Raw genomic sequence first — 18,051 nt, 5'->3', positions numbered from 1 at the left:
AAGGGGTGATAAGAAATGGAAAGAGGAAAAATATTACAAATATTACAACAGGATATTCATACTGTAATTATGGCTACTAGTGATCTTCAAGGAAAAGTTTATACTTGTGCGATTGATTTAATGTTATTAGAAAATGAGAGTTTATATTTTTTAACAGCTCGGGGCAAATCATTTTATCAGCGATTGATGAATAATCATTATGTAGCTTTAACGGGGTTAAAAGGCGAAGATACTATGTCATCAATTGCAATTTCCTTACAAGGAAAAGTTAAAAATATCGGTCATGATAAATTAGCTTTGATCTTTCAAGAAAATCCTTATATGCAAGAAATCTATCCTGATGAAATAGCTCGTGATGTTTTAGAAGTATTTGAAATTTATCAATATGATCTAGAATATTTTGATTTAAGTCAAAAACCAATTTATCGTCAAAGTTTTTCAGTAAATCAAGAGAAAAAGGAACAAGGATATTTTGTTAATCAACAGTGTGTTAAATGTTTAAAGTGTGTAACCGTTTGTCCTCAAAATTGTATAAACATTAACGATGAAAGAGTAACTATTGTTCAAGATCATTGTTTACATTGTGGAAAGTGTCAAGAAGTATGTAAATACCAGGCGATTGATCATATCGATTAAATTATTTATCTTTATAGCATAAAATCAATATGTTAAAATAGTCGGTAGAGGTGAGTTGAATGAAAGAAGGAATGCGTTATTTAACGAATCATTACCAATTACGGGAATTTGTTTTAACAAGAATGTTAGAAATCGTTAAACAAAATCAGTCATTTAAACCTGGTGGTACCGTCTTTTTTGGCGATTCCATTACGGAAAAATGCAATTTAGAGCAGTATTATCCAGAAATAAAAAATAAATATAATACGGGAATTTGTGGTATTACATCACGAATATTGTTGAATTTTATTGATGAAGGAGTTGTCAAATATCAACCTGATCGAGTAGTGATTCTTATTGGTACCAATGATCTAGGGGATACTGTGATGGAAAGCCCACGAGATATTGCTTTAAATGTAAAAGAAATGGTGGAAATCATTCATTACAATTGTTTACAAACTAAGATTTATCTAGTAGCTCCAATTCCTTGTCTAGAAAAATATGATGGTTATAAAGCAACTAAAAAGGGAATTAGAAGTAATGATGTTTTAAAGATGATCTTTAAAGAATACAAAAATGTTATTCCCTATGATTATGTAACCTTTATTAATCCCTATCAGGCATTATGTAATAAAAAAGGAGAACCGATTGAAAACTATTATGAAGATGGTCTCCATATCAATGATGTTGGTTATCAGGTTTTAACTAATGAAATTAAAAAGGTGCTTTTAACAGAGGACTGATTATGGCTGAAATATTAATTGTCGAAGATGAGGTAAAATTACGACAGGAACTGGCTACTTTTTTAAATAATAATGGGTATACGACTAAAGAAGTTGCCGATTTTAGGGATACTTTAGATCAGATGCTGCATTTTGATGGTGATTTGATTTTATTGGATATTAATCTTCCTAATGTCAATGGGCAATTTTTATGTAAAGAATATCGTAAACAAGCTAATAAACCAATTATTATTGTAACTAGTCGTAATGATGAAATGGATGAATTAATGTGTATTAATTATGGGGCCGATGATTTTATTACTAAGCCATATAATCCTTTAATTTTACTAGCACGAATTGAAGCCGTATTAAAACGGATGCATCCTCAAAATGAATTAGTTATTAATTATCAAGATATTCAATTGGATGTTTCTAAAAGCTGTTTGATTAAAGAAAAGCAGATTGTGGATTTGTCAAAAAATGAATTAAAGATCTTCTATTATTTATTAAGTCATCGAGGTACGATAATTTCTCGTGATACATTGATGTCGTATTTATGGGATAGTGATATGTTTGTTGACGATAATACATTAACAGTTAATATCAATCGGCTGCGCAAAAAATTAGAAGATATTGGTTTATCTAATGTTATTTTAACTAAGCGAAAACAGGGATATATAATTTTATGAGTTTGAAAGATTATCTAAAAGATCAGATTTTTGCCCTTTCTATTGTGGCCATAGTCATTACACTATTAGTTACACTCTTATGGGTCTTTGATGTTAATTTATTTTTATTAATTTATTTACCACTTTTAGTTCTGTTTGGAGTCATTTTGATTTTTAGTTATGATTTTTGGCGCAAATGCAATTATTATAATGAGTTTACAAATATATTAGATCATTTAGATCAAAAATATTTGATTACTGAATTAATTAAACAACCGGCTTTTTTAGATGGTAAAATTATGGTTGCCAGTATTTATGAGATTGATAAAGCGATGAAAGAACACATTAATGATATTCGGCAAGAACAAATTGATTTTAAAGAATATATTGAAATGTGGTGTCACGAGGTAAAAACTCCCTTGGCTACGAGTTTAATGATGGCAGAAAATAACCCGAATGCTATTAATCAAAGCTTGCAAGAAGAATTAATGAAAATTGATAATTATCTAGAGCAGGTGTTATTTTATAGTCGTAGTGCTAATGTAGAAAAAGACTATCTGATAAAAAAAGTAAATCTGGCTACTGTAGTTAATACAGTAATTAAACGAAATAAAAAAGATCTGATTGCTAGAAAAGTTAAAATAGAATTAGAAAATTTAAATTTATCGGTAAATAGTGATTTAAAATGGCTGGAGTTTATTTTAAATCAAATTATCAATAATGCGATTAAATATATGGATAAAGATCCAGTTTTAAAAATATCAGCTGATGTATTTGATAACCGAGTTGAATTATCGATTCAAGATAATGGTATTGGGATTTTAAAAGAAGAAATTGATCGAGTATTTGATAAAGGATTTACGGGTACTAATGGTCGTAGTCATCAAAAAAGTACTGGTATTGGTTTATATTTGTGTAAAAAATTATGTCAAAAACTTAATCATGAAATTAAGATAGTATCTAATCAAGGCACTTGTGTTACTATTGTTTTTCCTGATAGTTCTTATATCTCATTGCGTTAGAATCTGTGAAAGCAGATTCTTTTAAAATGACAAAAATGTAAGGTTAAGTTATTTAATTCGATGGTTAAAAAATAGGGTATCATTATAATTATGCTTGAGGTGAGGATAGATGGAAAAAATATTACAAATTGATAAGATTGAAAAATATTATGGGAACAAAAATAATTTAACTAAGGCGGTTGATAACATCAGTTTTGATGTTAATGCTGGCGAGTTTGTTGTTATTATGGGAGCCAGTGGTAGTGGTAAAAGTACTTTGCTTAACTGTATTTCAACCATTGATCGGGTAACTAGTGGTCATATTTATTTGCGTGGTAAAGATATTACTAAATTAAAAGGCCATCAATTAACCAAATTTCGGCGGGATAGCTTAGGTTTTATCTTTCAAGATTTTAATTTATTAGATACTTTGACTGCTTTTGAAAATATTGCTTTAGCGCTGACGATTAAAAAAACTAATTATAAGTTGGTTGATGATAAAGTCAACAAGATTGCAAATGGTCTAGGAATCAAAGAAATCTTGGGTAAATATCCCTATGAATTATCTGGTGGTCAAAAACAACGAGTTGCCTGTGCTCGGGCAATCGTAACTAATCCTGATTTAATTTTGGCTGATGAACCAACTGGAGCCCTTGATAGTAAATCAGCTCGCTTATTGTTGGAAAGCCTGGAAACATTAAATCAAAAGCTGCAGGCAACCATTTTAATGGTAACCCACGATTGTTTTACGGCCAGCTATGGTGATCGAGTAATCTTTATTAAAGACGGTAAGATTTTTACTGAAATTATTAAAGGTGATCATAGCCGGAAAGAGTTTTTTGATATGATCATGGATGTCCAGACGGTTTTAGGTGGTGAGTTAAATGAACTCATTTAAATTAGCTTTTCGTAATATTAAAAAGAGTTTTAAAGATTATTCAATTTATTTTATTACTTTGGTCATTGCTGTAGCTATTTTTTATTTATTTAATTCTATTGGCAGCCAGACAGCTATGCTGAAATTAAATCAATCAACTAAAGAAACGGTAGTTGCTTTAGTAGGTGTTATTAGTACCGTATCAATCTTTGTTTCAGTTGTATTAGGATTTTTAATTGTTTATGCTAATAATTTTATTATTAAACGGCGTAAAAAAGAAATTGGCGTTTATTTAACACTTGGAATGTCAAATTTAAAAGTATCGATGATTCTAGTAGTTGAAACATTATTAGTTGGTATCGTATCGCTATTAATTGGAACTTTTTTGGGAATTGGTCTGTCACAGCTATTATCGATTTTTACTGCTAAGTTATTTCAAGTAGATATGACATCGTTTACTTTTGTTTTTTCTGGTAGTGCTTTATTAAAGACAATTATTAATTTTGGAATTATTTTCTTGATTGTAATGATTTTTAATGTAATCAGTTTAAATCGTTTTAAACTAATTGATCTATTATATGCTAAAAGCAAAAACGAGAAAGTTAAGATTAAAAATGGCTGGTTAATTTCACTAATTTTTATTATAGCGATCGGCTTAATTGGTTATGCTTATAAACTATTATTTGATGGTGCTTTATTAGAAGGTGGTAATAACTTTTTATTGATGTTAGTTTTAGGAGCACTAGGAACCTTTTTGTTCTTTTTATCAGTTTCAGGATTTTTGTTGAAAACGATTTCCTGGTTGAAAAGAATCTATTATCGTGGTTTAAATATCTTTATTTTAAAGCAGGTAAATAATAAAATTAATACCCATGTTGTTTCGACGACGATTATTTCATTGATGCTCTTACTAACAATTGGAATTTTATCAGCGTCATTATCACTTGCTAATGCGATGAATATTTCTTTTGCCAATAATACTCCCTATGATATAAGTGGTGTTAGTTATGAAGCGGATATTCAAAAATTAAGACAAGATCCTGCTTACCAGGAAATTATCAAATCAGATTATGTTTATCATCAATATACGATTGATAATTTAATGATTGGTGATTTTATTGATAAAAATAATGAAATGTATGATAACTTAACAGTGCTAAGACAACAATATATGGAAGTAATCAAACAAAGTGATTATAATAATCTAGTTTCTTTATCAAATAATGAAGATGCAGCGGTTAATTTGGCAGATAATCAGTATCTTCTAGTAGCTACCCAGCCCATGGCTTTAGAGTATTTTAATGAGTTTTTAGGTAATGATAGTACTATTGAAGTAGGTGATACCACTTTAACTAGTAAGGAAAATCATGTAGTTGAATTATCAATCAGCAATAGTAATGGTAACAGTGGTTTTATTGTCGTAAGTGACAATATTGCAGTTACTTATGGACAAAGTGATGAGTATGTTAACTTTGCTGGTAATTATTTTGAAGATAAAGAAGCTTGTGAAACTAAGTTTAATGATTTAGTTACTAGCTATAGTAATCAAAATGCTAGTATTTATTGTTATACTAAAATTAATTTAAGCGCTGAAGGGATTGGAGCTGCAGCTATCTTTACATTTATTGGTCTGTATCTAGGAATTGTTTTTGCCATTGCCAGTGGAACATTACTTGCAATTGAACAATTATCCGAAGCATCAGATAATAAAGAACGTTATCGAATTATTAATCAATTAGGCGCTAGTCGTCCAATGGTAAATCGCAGTTTGTTAGTCCAAATTGGAATATCATTTATTTTCCCCTTAGCAGTAGCTTTAGTTCATAGTTTTGTCGCTTTGAATGAAATTAATAATTATATTAATTTAATCGTTAATATTGATTTAGCCGATAATATTATTATTACTAGTTTATTTATTATTATTGCCTATGGTGGTTATTATCTGGCAACATATTTTGCCAGCAATCGAATTATATCTGAAAGATAGGAGCCTCGTTTGAGGCTCTTAATTTATAATTTGTGGTTTTAGCTGAAAGATGATGTCGTCAAAATCAAATTTAGTAATTTGTGAAGTTATCGGTAAATTATCTTGAGAGGCTAAAATACCGTCGAAAACTATTTTGTTTTTAAATGGCAATAATGCGAGATTGACAACCTGTGGTAATGACTGATTGGGATAGATTTCTTTTAAATGATTAACGATTCCATAGACAGCATAAACATCACTTTTATTAGAAATAATAGTATAATCATCAGTGTTTTCGATAATCAAAAACTCATCAATAAATCCTTTTTTAAACTCTTTAATGATATCTAATTGACTTTGATTTAGATGAATGGGGTTATCCTGGATGTATTGATCAATAATTTCAGGATTTTCAAATAATAAAATTCTAATATGATTTAAATCAACTTGATCAATCTCCTCTAAATTATAAATTGAAATTGGACTGATCTGAAATTTTTGATTAGTATATTCCAATAAACTTAAATAAAGTCGATAAAATAACATACTTTCCTGTTTAGTAAAGCTAGAATTTTGGTGTAATAAGCTATAATAATCATTTAATGATAGTCCATAAAAGCTGGCACTATGAATATAATACATCGCCTCTTTAATCGGTTCAATCAAGTATGTTAAATCAATATCCGTATCAAATTGCAGCTGATAGATTAAATTAATCACTTCTTTAGTATGACTGTTAGTTTGGCAGGCTTGAATGATAAAATCTTTAAGCATTTCTTGAATTAAATAACTATCAATTTTTTTAAGCTCTTGAAACAGACAATTGATACAAGGATGTTTGATATTCATGCCATAACGAGCAATTAAATCGATTTCTTCCCTTGAATAAGTAAATTCCATAGGCTCGATATTTATCCGATTAGCAACAATTTTATCTAAATAAACAGCATAGGGCTCATAGCCATAAATTAACTCTTCTTGTTTGTCATAAATAAAATAATGCCAGCGTAGATAACGATTATCATGAATATGATTTAACAAATCTAAAGTAGATAAAGAATCATCATAACGATGATATAATCCAATCCAGGTTGATTGTTTTATGGCTCCATGTAATGCTAGTAAACCAATTAATAATTGATTGATTTGATCTAACTGCTTTGTTTTATTAACATCTACATGGTTTAAAGCCAAAGTAACAATATCTTTTAAATCATCTGGGATAATTAAATAATTATGATCTTGCTTATCTTTGATCAATAGGCATTTATTGATCAAAGAATTAATAATATCTAAATCCTGATAATTAGCTTTGTTATTGATTCGTTTTAAAAAATTGATTTCATCAAGTGATAACACAGCTAAAACATGATGATAATCTTCGTTATAATATGCAACGATTTCTTTACAGATTTGTTTTGAATCAATTTCATCAGTTTTTTTAGGATTAGAAACAATTTTAAGATAACGCTGGTATAAATGGTGACAGTTTGATGAAGTTGTAAGTTCACTAAATTTCATATATCCTCTCACATCCTTATTAATAGAATACTACAGTTATAAAAAATAATAAAATAAAAAGATTACAAAACTTTACAATAACCAATATTAACTTATAATGATTTTGAGGTGTTGCTATTGAAAAGAAAAGAATTAAACATATCTAATTTAAACAAAGGGCAATTTGAAAATGTTAATGATAATTTTTACCAATTATCATTTGATCAAAATCCTGCTTACGAAATAACGATTAAAGATACTACGATTGAAACTTGTAAATTTAATAAAATTGATTTTAGTCGCATTAAACTGATCAATACGCATCTAGTAAATTGTTTGTTTGAAAACTGTGATCTATCGAATCTGGAATTCGATCGGGTGAGTATTCACTGTTGTCATTTTATTAATTGTCGGATGACAGGGATTAGTTTTATTGATTGTTCATTACATGATTTGTTGTTTCAAGATGTTCAAGCTCGTTATTTAAATATTAGTTTTGGTAATATTAGAAGTAGCGAATTCATTGATAGTTGTTTAGATGAAGGGAGCTTTTTAGAGGTTGATGTTAAAGATTTAATTTTTAAAAATGTTAGTTTTAGATATGGTGAAGTGTTTAAAACTAGTTTACAGGGGATTGATTTAAAAACTGTGGATATTGAAGGATTGCAGGTAGATTTGCCAAGTTTAAAAGGAGCACATGTTGATATTTACCAGGCAGCGTCTTTAGCCAGGTTATTAGGAGTAATTGTAGAATGATTTTGTTCATAAAATCAAATAAAAATGGCATAATTAAAAAAATAATGACAAAATGTAATTCTGTGATATAATGATTGAGTTGTAAGAGAGGTTGTGAAGAAATGAAAATAAGAAATATCGCAATTATAGCCCATGTCGACCATGGTAAAACAACTTTGGTTGACCAGCTTTTAAAATTGTCAGGAACATTACGTGATAATGAACATATCGCTGAAAGAGCTATGGATAGTAATGCTATTGAGCGAGAAAGAGGAATCACGATTCTAGCTAAAAATACAGCTATTAATTATAAAGATTATCGAATTAATATTATGGATACTCCAGGTCATGCTGATTTCGGTGGTGAAGTTGAAAGAATCATGAACATGGTTGATGGGGTATTATTAGTTGTGGATGCCTATGAAGGAACTATGCCACAAACACGATTTGTTTTGAAGAAAGCTTTAGCAGCTCATGTAAAACCAATTGTTGTTATTAATAAGGTGGATCGTCCAGTTGTTAGAATTCAAGAAGTAATGGATGAAGTTTTAGAGTTGTTCATGGAATTAGGGGCTGATGATGATCAGTTAGATTTCCCAGTTGTTTATACATCAGCTTTACAAGGAACATCAAGCTTGGATCCTGATATATCAACTCAAGTACCAAATATGGATTGTTTATTTGAAATGATCATCAATGAAATTCCAGAACCATTAGTTGATGAAGAAGGGCCATTACAATTCCAACCAGCATTGTTGGATTATAATGATTATGTTGGTCGTATTGGAATTGGTCGAATTCAACGTGGTAAAATGAAAGTTAATGAAAGTGTTACTTGTGTTCGTCAAGATGGAAGTCATAGTCAATTTAGAATCCAAAAATTATATGGATTTATTGGTTTGCATCGAATCGAAATTAAAGAAGCCAGTGCCGGTGATATTGTTGCAATTGCTGAACTTAGTGATATTGGAGTTGGAGAAACTGTTTGTACTACTGGTAAAGAAGAACCATTACCATTATTAAAAATCGATGAACCAACTATTCAAATGGTTTTTGGTACTAACACTTCACCATTTGCAGGACAAGATGGAAAATTTGTTACTGCCAGACAAATAGAAGAACGATTATTTAGAGAAACTAATCGAGATGTGTCTTTAAAAATTGAACGGATTAAAAATAGTGAAGAATGGATCGTTTCTGGTCGTGGTGAATTGCATTTATCAATTTTAATTGAAAATATGCGCCGTGAAGGTTATGAATTACAAGTTTCTAAACCAAAAGTTATTATTAAAGAAATCGATGGTGTTAAATGTGAACCATATGAAGAAGTAAATATCGAAGCACCAGATGATTGTATTGGTAATGTCATCGAATCATTAGGATATCGTCATGGAACTTTGGAAAACATGGTTAGTAATGATGGTCAAACTAGTGTTACTTATACAATTCCATCACGTGGTTTGATTGGATTTATGACTAATTTCTTAACGATGACTAAAGGATACGGAATTATTTCGCATTCATTTTTAGAATATCGTCCAATGGAAGGTGAAACTGTTGGTAAAAGAGCGCTAGGTGTTTTAATTTCTATTGATCGTGGTCAAACTACTGCTTATGCGTTAGGTGGGGTTGAAGACCGTGGCGTTATGTTCGTAGAACCTGGGGTCGATGTTTATGAAGGAATGATCGTTGGAGAACATAATCGTGAAAATGACTTAGTTGTAAATGTAACCAAGGGTAAACAATTAACTAATACGCGTTCTTCTTCTAAAGATTCAACCGTAGTGTTAAAACGACCAAGAACATTTAATCTTGAGGGATGCTTAGACTATATTGATGATGATGAATTAGTTGAAGTTACTCCAAATCATATTAGACTTAGAAAACGTTATCTTACTGAACAAGAACGTAAACAACAATATCGTTTAAAAGCTAAGTAGAAGATTTTTCATATTAACTCATAACGTTTTAAAACTAGATAAATTTAGTAATTATTTGACTTTATTTTCAATCGGAAAATCCAAAAAACTTTGTTAATTTCATAAAAATTTGCATATTTGAAAAAGATATGCTATTATGTTTTTGTTACTAAGTTCTAGAGAAACGGGGGATTGTTTAAATGAAAGCAACAGTTGAGATACAACATAATGGTAAAAATGTTACCGCAGTTGAAATTGAAAAAATGGTTAAGGAAGAAGTTAAAGCTCAAGGTATTAAAATTTCTACTATTGATACTTTAGAAATCTATTATACACCAGCTTCAAATTCAGTATATTATGTTGTAACTACTAAAGACGGTAAAACATATAATAATGAAGAACCATTAGTGGTAGAATAGAATTTAATAAAAATTATATTTTAGAAAACGATAATTATCAATATTATCGTTTTTTCTTTTAGGAAAGTTTTTTATAAAACTATTTATAGCCATGCTGAAAATCTAAAATATCGTGATAATAGTTAACTGTTATAGAGAATTTAGTTTTATTAAGTATTAATTAATTTATAATACTATAAAGAACATTTAAAAAATCAAATTGCTATTTGGGAGGTATCGTTATGAAAGTTGAATTAAGAAAATGGTCAATGGAAGATCAAGCATCTTTAATAGAAATATGCAATAAAATCGATAGAAGTTATTTATCGGATATATTACCTGATCCATACACAAAAGAATCTGCCAAATGGTGGTTAAATATGATAAATGAAAACGAAGGTAAAAAAGGAGTATTTAGAAAAATAGTTGTAAACGATAAAATTATAGGGACTATATCAGTTGAAAAATTAGAAAATAATTATCGAAAAAATGCAGAGATCGGGTATTATTTATTGCCAGAAGAATCTTCAAAAGGAATCATGAGTGAAGCGGTGAGACAAATTTGTAAAATTGCTTTTCAAGAATTAAATATTATTCGAATTACTGGATTCGTTTTTGAACCAAATATTGCTTCTAGAAAAGTTCTTGAAAAAAATGGATTTGTTCTTGAAGGCATAATGCAAAATGCGGTTATAAAAAATGAAGAGATATTTAATGTTTGCATTTATGGAAAATTAAAATAAATTGAAATTGTTTATATATTTATTATTTAAAAAGATAATTTTCATTTTTTAATAGAAATAAAATTTAATTATTAAATGTATGATAAATTTATAAAAGTGGAGATATTATGACAGTAAATAATATCTTGTGAAAGCTATCTGAAAATAGTAAAATGAAATCACTAAAAGAATTTGAGGAGGTGTCAGCAAATGTGTTATCTTATTGCAAAGAGATTTAAGAAATCAGGATGTGTAGCATTGCAAACTGAACCAGGCGAAGAAATGGCTCACTTTGCTGATGCTTTGCAAGAAAAATTAGGCTATGATATTCAAATTATAACTATTAGTAGAGCAACTGCATACGGCGAGTATGAACCATATCATTTTGTTAATAGTTATAATGAGTTTAGTAAACAAGCAAGCCAATTGTAAGAAATTGGTTATTATGATTTCAAGGTGTTTCTTTGTAATAGCAACAAGAAATACCTTTTTATTCTTTATAGAAGTTATGATAATCTTTGAAAGTTATCTGATACAGGAATACAATGTAATAAAGATAATGTTAAATATCAATTTTTTAGGTAATTTAGGTTACTCAAATGTTACAAAAAGCGAAGATAGGATTTATATTGAAAAAAAGGTTAAGAGGGCTCAATATATTATAGACAGTAAGTTAAAAGATTTGAAACTTTAAAGAAAAGCTAGTATGGAGCAAAAATCATGTGGATATGATCGGTACAAATTTATTTTACTATTTACCAGCCTTTGATACTATATATTGGATTTACAAAATGATAGATATTAAACCAGGAGGTAGTTAATGGAATTAAAACTAATAACGACAAATGATGAAGAATGGGAAGATGCTATAGAATATGCTCAAACTTGTCCATGGAAAGCTGGAAAATCTTTAGTTAAGAAAATGACTAGTGGTTATTTTAATGACTGGCAAAGAGTGATGATTGTAAAAGATGATGGTTATATTATTGCTTTTTGCACTTTTACAAAAGAAGATGGCATTATAGATATTAATTACACACCTTATATAGGTTATATTTATGTTGATGAAAAGTATCGTGGCTATCGTATCAGCAAACAAATGATTGATAAAGCTATTGAATATGCAAAGGAATTGGGATTTAAAGAAGTATACATCGTATCAGATCATGATAATTTATATGAAAAATATGGATTTTATGTCTGTGATTATAAAAAAAACAAACACGGAATAATTGAAAAAATATATAGAAGAAAAATATAAGATATATTATTATCTTAATATATAATTGTTTTAGCGGATTTGGTTGTGGTATTGGAAATAGGTTTAGTTTTAAAGTAATAAGCAGTTTATAATAAAAACATAAAATTAGAGAATTTTTAAGTCGTAGATAATTTTTTATACAACTTCATAATTTGTGTTTTAAGTAACAATCTGCTATATACAAAATAATAGATAAACCTGCAATATCGAAAGTGTGGAGCTATTGCAGATATTTATATTATTATGATTGAGTAGAATTAGATGATAAAATTACTGGATGAAAAATAAAGCGCATATATCTTAAATGAAGTTATAATCTTTTTCTTTACATCACACATGAAAAAGACGTAGGCTTTTTTACCTAGAACCTTGACATATGTTTCATCGCCACAATGATAGGCATTAAGATCGTGCTTAAAATTATCCATTCAAAGAAAAAGCAGATGGTTATTTAGCGATAGTTTGATGAGAAATCCTTATATCATGAACTTCGTAAAGGATCAAAGCAGTTTTACGTAATAGGTCGAAACAAGACCTATGACATGCTTAGAATTATGAATACGAGAAAGATTGATCTTATAAGGACTCACTCTGATACTAGATGGAATTGGTTTGAGTGAAGAGGTATACAAAGAAAATGATGTAAATGATGTTATTTTGGATATAAATGCTTTACTCAAAGTAAATGGTCAATATTATAGTCATTATCTTGGTGAAAAGAAACAAATTTATATTTTTATAGTAATTCTTTTGATGAAATGAAAGAGATTGTAGTTAATTATATAAAAACATCTCCATTATGTAAGAGTAGTATAATTGAAAAAATTTGATTTGTATAAACCCTAATTTAGAAAAGAAAGGAGGATTCTTTATTTATGATATATTTAAGAACTTTTAAATTGAGTGATTCTCAAATATGTAATCCTCATATTTATCCATATAGTGTTTTTAGGAATAAAGATATAGAGCCTTTCGTATTTACGCCAATAACAGTCTTTTATGGCAATAATGGTTCTGGAAAATCAACGTTACTCAATATCATCGCTAATAAGTTAAAACTCAAAGGTAGGGAAAATGCTACTAGCAATTCATATGGTATAATGGATTATTGCAGTCAATTTTATTTGGAATGTTCTTATAGTTTGGGTGAAAATGAGCTTGGTCAAAAGATAAGACGTTTACCAGAGAATAGTAGCTATATCAAAAGTGAAGATATTCTATATGAGGTTAAGAAAATTCAACAGCAACAAGTGTTATCGGATGGTATGCTATATGATTATGTAAAAAAAGGAATGACGAAAGAAGAAGCAAGAAAATATTTAGAGTCAAAGGAAGGCTCAAAGCAGATGGAATATATCATGTTTGCACAAGAAAAATATTCTAATGGTGAGACATCAATGGAGTACTTCGCTGAATGCTTACAACCTGATGCATTATATTTATTAGATGAACCTGAAGTTTCTCTTTCTCCTGCAAATCAAGTCACATTAGCTCAAGAAATTAATAACATGGCAAGATGGCTAGATTGTCAATTTATTATTGCAACTCATTCACCTTTTATGTTGGGAACTTTGGATGCCAAAATATATAATATCGATTCAAAAGATTATGCTATTACTAAATGGAGTGATTTAGAGAATGTTCGCTATTTTTACAATTTCTTTAAAAAGAATGAAAAAGAATTTGAGTAAACCATATAGATATCTGAAATTTTCGTTTTTTAGAGAAATTATTGCGATTGGGTCTCTGTGTTTATTCTCTTGTATTCCATATCAGAGAAATTTAAGTAAAACAGAAGTCTATATATTAAATATATACTTTTAAACATGTTAAAAGATGTGGCTTTGTAAGTCGAATTTTAGACACTGGAGTACAGTATACAGTATCATATAAAAAGATTATGGTTATATTGGATCAATGGAAGCTTATACAAGGAAGGAATTTATAAAAAAGAAAATGGGATGGAATTATTTTTATGATGATAAAATGTCAATCTTTGCAAAGATAGAGAAAAGATATAACTGGAAGATAATTAGTAAGCCAGTGGCTTTAAGTGGCGGCTTTATGCACAAGATGTATAGGATTGATACTCAGCAAGGAGTTTTTGCTTTGAAACTGCTAAATCCATTTGTTATGCAAAGAAAAAATGCTATGGATAATTTTTCAAAAGCTGAACAAATAGAATTTTTATTGGAGCAACATGGTGTTCCTATTCTTCCAGCTTTATCTTTTGGTGGAAGAAAAATGCAGGAGATAGATGGCCAATATTTTTATCTATTTGATTATTTTCCGGGAAAATCGTTACAGAGCAATGAGATAACCGCTTATCACTGTAAAGAAATGGGAAAAGTACTTGCTAAAATTCATGGTATAGACAAAAGGTATAAAGATGAAGTATTTTATGAAATGTCTATTGATTGGAATTTTTATCTTGCAAAAATGAAAAATATTGATACCAAATTATACATAATGCTAAAAGATGCTTTACCAGTTATTCAAGATACTCAAAACAAAGGCAATCAGGCACGAAAGAAACTTCCACTTGTAATAGCAATCTGTCATAATGATATGGACTGTAAAAATGTTCTTTGGAAGGGAAATGATTATCGCATTATTGATTTGGAATGTTTATCTTATAACAATCCGTTTATGGAATTATTTGAATTGGCATTGTGCTGGTCGGGATATGAAGATTGCAAAATCAATTTTCAGTTATTTGAATCTTTTTTACAGGGATATAAAAATGCCGATGGCAATATGCCAGTGGATTGGGAAACATTATATGATTGTAATAATGGCAGATTAGAATGGCTGGAATATAACATCAAGCGTGTTTTAGGGATAGATTGTGGAGCAGACGAAAAAGAAATCGGCATGAAACAGGTTGAAGAAACGCTTCACCACATTATTTATTGTTTTAATATGAAAAATCAAATACTTGAGCATTGTAAAAAACGATAATTTCCAATATTACCGTTTTTTGCTTATCGGTCTAAATCTGTGGTTTATCGACAAAAAACATGCTATAATTAAAATGTTTTAAGGAGTGAAATAAAATGAAAAAGATAGCAGCAGGTTTATTAACGATTTTGTTATTAACTGGATGTTCAAATAGTGTAACGGATCAAACATTGTTTGTTGAAAATAGTAAAAATAAATATGCTTTAATGGATTTAGCCGGTGAAAGCAAAACTGATTTTGTCTATGATAAATATGAAGCCGTTGGAACTAGCGGTTATATTGTTATTAGTGATGATAAATATGGTTATATTTTAAGTGATGGCAGTGAAGCCATCAAATTAGGAACTTACGATAAATTAGAATCTATTAGTAATATGCTAGTAGGTTATGATGAAAATGAAAAGATGACCATTTTAAATGGAAATGGCGAAAAATTGTATAAAGAAAGTGATGATACTAAAATTACTTTAACTGGTTTACCAGTTATCAAAGATGGGAAGAATTATCTTGTTTTATACAATACTGGTGAAGAATTAGTAAAAGGTACTGATGAAATTATTAGTGCATATACTGTTAATGATAACTATACACTAGTTAATTATGAAGATAAAGCTTCATTATATTATCATTTAAGTGAAGAAGAGCCATTAGAAATTGATCTTGGTGGTGATAACCAGTTGATGGATCAAGATGATGATAAAGGATATTTACTATATGATCGTGAAGATCATAAAGCCAGTGCAATTAATAATAAAGGAAAAGTTTTATTTACAGTTGAACAGGAATTAGATGATTTTTACTTTGATAGTAATAGCAATATTATTGGTGTTTTAAATCAAACTACTTATATTTTTAATAATGATGGTGATGTAGTAGAAACTAATAGTTATTATTATGATTATGATAATTATGTAGTAAAGAATAATGATACAATTTATGGTCCACATACTTTTGTAAATGATGGTGAGACTATTGAAGTGGAAGGAATTCAATTGGATCCTTTAGCTTCACAGACACGAAATAAGATTTTCCCAGTTTATGTAAAAGATGAGGGATATCAATATTATGGTTTTGATGGTAAAGCAGCATTTAAAACAGTTTATGAAAGTGCTGAAGCTTTTGATCTTAATGGTTTAGCGGTTGTCTCTAAAGAAGAAGATTTGTATTATTTAATTAATACTGATAATAAAAAAATATCCGATGAATATGATCGAATTGAATATTTAGGACGTAAATTCTATGCTGGTTATGTTACTGGCGGTGTTTATGAAGTCTTTGACAGCGAAGGAAATGTTGTCATTGATGAAAGTTTTATGGATGTTGGAACCGTCTTTAAATATGGTGATATCACTTATGGTATTTTTAATAAGAGCGGTACTAGCTATGTTTACGATATGTCTGATTTTGAAGTTATCTTTTCAACTGAGGGTGACTTAGAATTCAATGATCGTGGCTATTTTGTCACAACTGATGCTGATAAGTATTTTACTTTAGAAGGCGAAGAAATTTATACGAGGTAATGAAATGGAATATTATATCTATATGCTTGTATCATTAGCATTGATGTTAGTGATCATTAAATTAGTTTTTTGTGAACTTGAGGGTAGATCAGCCAGTAAAAATGGTGTATTGAACTGGTATACTAAATATAGCCAGCCATTTAAATATCAAAGAACTCGCAGCATTATTTTAATGTGTATTGTTTGTTATTTAGTGGCTTCAATTCAACCTATATTTTCAATGGAATGGTTTGTAGAAATGATTGGATTTGTCGCAGTTGGTGTTATTAGTGATGGATTGAGTCAGGTGTTAGGATTTTATTATAATAAGATCCGTTTCCGTAAGAAAATAAAAAATGCTACAGAAATGAGAGCTGAGATTTCTAAAGCGATGAATGAAGAAACCGATGCTTTAGTGCAACAAAGTTTACCAACATATTCATGCAAAGAAATCGCATCGAGATATCTTGATGATGATACACATGCAGCTTTTATTTCCTTTGATGGTGGCGTATTTGTTGATTCTTTTGAAAAATTGCCACCAATTACTTATGTAGTCGATGTTCAAAAGGATAAAGCTGAAAGCTTATTGGAAAGTCGCAATGTTAAAGTAACGCAATTAACTAAAGAAGGCAAATTGCCTTTTAAAGATGAAAGAATTGATGTTTTGGTCAATGAATTAGCTAATTATGATAAATATGAATTTTATCGTGTTGTTAAACCTGGAGGTTATATTATTGTTGATCAATTAGGTAGTGATAATTATAAAGAATTGACAAATATCTTTTTACCTTTTAAACTTAGAGGACGTTGGGATGAAGAAATGGGTCGTCAGACTTTAAGTGAAATTGGATTAGAGATTATTGATAGTTTTGAAGAACATGGTTTTGTTCGTTTTGATACATTAGCTTCATTTGTTCAGTTTATGAAAGGAATGACACGCGTAGATGTTACGCAGGAAAGATTTATGAATTTTTATAGTCAAGTATTAAAACAGATTAAAGAGAATAATTATTTTGAGCTTACTACTCATCGTTTTTTAATTGTAGCTCGTAAAAAAGAATTATAAAAGACATAGCTTCAATGTCATTAAGTTAAGATGATAAAATTTTAGCCAGGAATTATATGTAAATATATTTTTCCTGGTTTTTAATATTTATTCAAGCTAAAAAAGTGTAGTCTTGAAACTACATTTTTCAAGGTATAT

General features: G+C 29.1%; 17 protein-coding genes. 16 read left to right on the top strand and 1 reads right to left on the bottom strand.

All coding sequences use genetic code 11. The features are described from left to right. Positions 1–15: 15 nt before the first annotated feature. The 6 genes from Q0K54_RS04575 to Q0K54_RS04550 all read left to right on the top strand — a co-directional run bounded on the left by Q0K54_RS04575 (position 16) and on the right by Q0K54_RS04550 (position 5,870). Complete coding sequence (locus Q0K54_RS04575) at positions 16–636, top strand: 4Fe-4S binding protein (RefSeq protein WP_294578678.1); 621 nt, start codon at positions 16–18, stop codon at positions 634–636. Between the two features lie 59 nt (positions 637–695). After that, positions 696–1,358 carry a GDSL-type esterase/lipase family protein gene (locus Q0K54_RS04570; RefSeq protein ID WP_294578677.1) on the top strand — a complete coding sequence of 221 codons (663 nt, stop codon included), beginning with the start codon at positions 696–698 and terminating at the stop codon, positions 1,356–1,358. 2 nt (positions 1,359–1,360) lie between these two features. Continuing rightward, positions 1,361–2,026 (top strand): response regulator transcription factor, encoded by a 666-nt coding sequence (locus Q0K54_RS04565; RefSeq protein WP_294578676.1) that lies wholly within the window; start codon positions 1,361–1,363, stop codon positions 2,024–2,026. Beyond that, positions 2,023–3,027, top strand: coding sequence for a HAMP domain-containing sensor histidine kinase (locus Q0K54_RS04560; protein ID WP_294578675.1), 1,005 nt, complete (start codon positions 2,023–2,025; stop codon positions 3,025–3,027). Before Q0K54_RS04565 ends, Q0K54_RS04560 begins: the two co-directional genes overlap by 4 nt. Positions 3,028–3,136: 109 nt before the next feature. Beyond that, positions 3,137–3,904: an ABC transporter ATP-binding protein gene (locus tag Q0K54_RS04555; protein ID WP_294578674.1), complete on the top strand. Its 768-nt coding sequence runs from the start codon at positions 3,137–3,139 to the stop codon at positions 3,902–3,904. After that, on the top strand, positions 3,891–5,870 hold the full coding sequence (locus tag Q0K54_RS04550) for an FtsX-like permease family protein (RefSeq protein WP_294578673.1): 1,980 nt from the start codon (positions 3,891–3,893) through the stop codon (positions 5,868–5,870). Before Q0K54_RS04555 ends, Q0K54_RS04550 begins: the two co-directional genes overlap by 14 nt. An 18-nt stretch (positions 5,871–5,888) precedes the next feature. Here Q0K54_RS04550 and Q0K54_RS04545 read toward each other — a convergent pair whose 3' ends face one another. Further along, positions 5,889–7,370 (bottom strand): hypothetical protein, encoded by a 1,482-nt coding sequence (locus Q0K54_RS04545; RefSeq protein WP_294452163.1) that lies wholly within the window; start codon positions 7,368–7,370, stop codon positions 5,889–5,891. A 108-nt stretch (positions 7,371–7,478) separates the two neighbouring features. Between Q0K54_RS04545 and Q0K54_RS04540 the strand changes: the two genes are divergently transcribed. From Q0K54_RS04540 to Q0K54_RS04495, 10 genes are all read left to right on the top strand, one after another. Next, positions 7,479–8,105, top strand: coding sequence for a pentapeptide repeat-containing protein (locus Q0K54_RS04540; RefSeq protein WP_294578672.1), 627 nt, complete (start codon positions 7,479–7,481; stop codon positions 8,103–8,105). A 101-nt stretch (positions 8,106–8,206) separates the two neighbouring features. Beyond that, a complete protein-coding gene (gene typA / locus Q0K54_RS04535) occupies positions 8,207–10,024 on the top strand; it encodes a translational GTPase TypA (protein ID WP_294578671.1) in 1,818 nt (605 codons plus the stop codon). Between the two features lie 179 nt (positions 10,025–10,203). Beyond that, entirely contained in the window at positions 10,204–10,422 is a 219-nt protein-coding gene (locus Q0K54_RS04530) for a DUF6465 family protein (RefSeq protein WP_294578670.1), read from the top strand. A 221-nt stretch (positions 10,423–10,643) separates the two neighbouring features. Beyond that, positions 10,644–11,144 (top strand): GNAT family N-acetyltransferase, encoded by a 501-nt coding sequence (locus Q0K54_RS04525; protein WP_294578669.1) that lies wholly within the window; start codon positions 10,644–10,646, stop codon positions 11,142–11,144. Between the two features lie 189 nt (positions 11,145–11,333). After that, the gene (locus tag Q0K54_RS04520) at positions 11,334–11,555 is read left to right on the top strand and encodes a DUF6718 family protein (protein ID WP_308698941.1); all 222 of its coding nucleotides are present in this window, start codon (positions 11,334–11,336) and stop codon (positions 11,553–11,555) included. Positions 11,556–11,943: 388 nt separating this feature from the next. Further along, positions 11,944–12,384 carry a GNAT family N-acetyltransferase gene (locus Q0K54_RS04515; RefSeq protein WP_294578667.1) on the top strand — a complete coding sequence of 147 codons (441 nt, stop codon included), beginning with the start codon at positions 11,944–11,946 and terminating at the stop codon, positions 12,382–12,384. Positions 12,385–13,259: 875 nt separating this feature from the next. Further along, entirely contained in the window at positions 13,260–14,075 is an 816-nt protein-coding gene (locus Q0K54_RS04510; RefSeq protein ID WP_294578666.1) for an AAA family ATPase, read from the top strand. A 226-nt stretch (positions 14,076–14,301) separates the two neighbouring features. Next, positions 14,302–15,345 (top strand): phosphotransferase, encoded by a 1,044-nt coding sequence (locus tag Q0K54_RS04505; protein ID WP_294578665.1) that lies wholly within the window; start codon positions 14,302–14,304, stop codon positions 15,343–15,345. 95 nt (positions 15,346–15,440) lie between these two features. Continuing rightward, positions 15,441–16,865, top strand: a complete 1,425-nt coding sequence (locus Q0K54_RS04500) for a hypothetical protein (RefSeq protein WP_294578664.1) — start codon at positions 15,441–15,443, stop codon at positions 16,863–16,865. 4 nt (positions 16,866–16,869) lie between these two features. Beyond that, positions 16,870–17,913: a hypothetical protein gene (locus tag Q0K54_RS04495; protein ID WP_294578663.1), complete on the top strand. Its 1,044-nt coding sequence runs from the start codon at positions 16,870–16,872 to the stop codon at positions 17,911–17,913. Positions 17,914–18,051: the final 138 nt, after the last annotated feature.

Origin of the sequence: uncultured Thomasclavelia sp. (genome assembly GCF_944324745.1) — a bacterium.
In the GTDB taxonomy this organism is placed as follows: Bacteria; Bacillota_I; Bacilli_A; order Erysipelotrichales; family Coprobacillaceae; genus Thomasclavelia.
The sequence above is the reverse complement of the archived record's forward strand: the minus strand, read 5'-3'. Positions and strand labels throughout refer to the sequence as shown.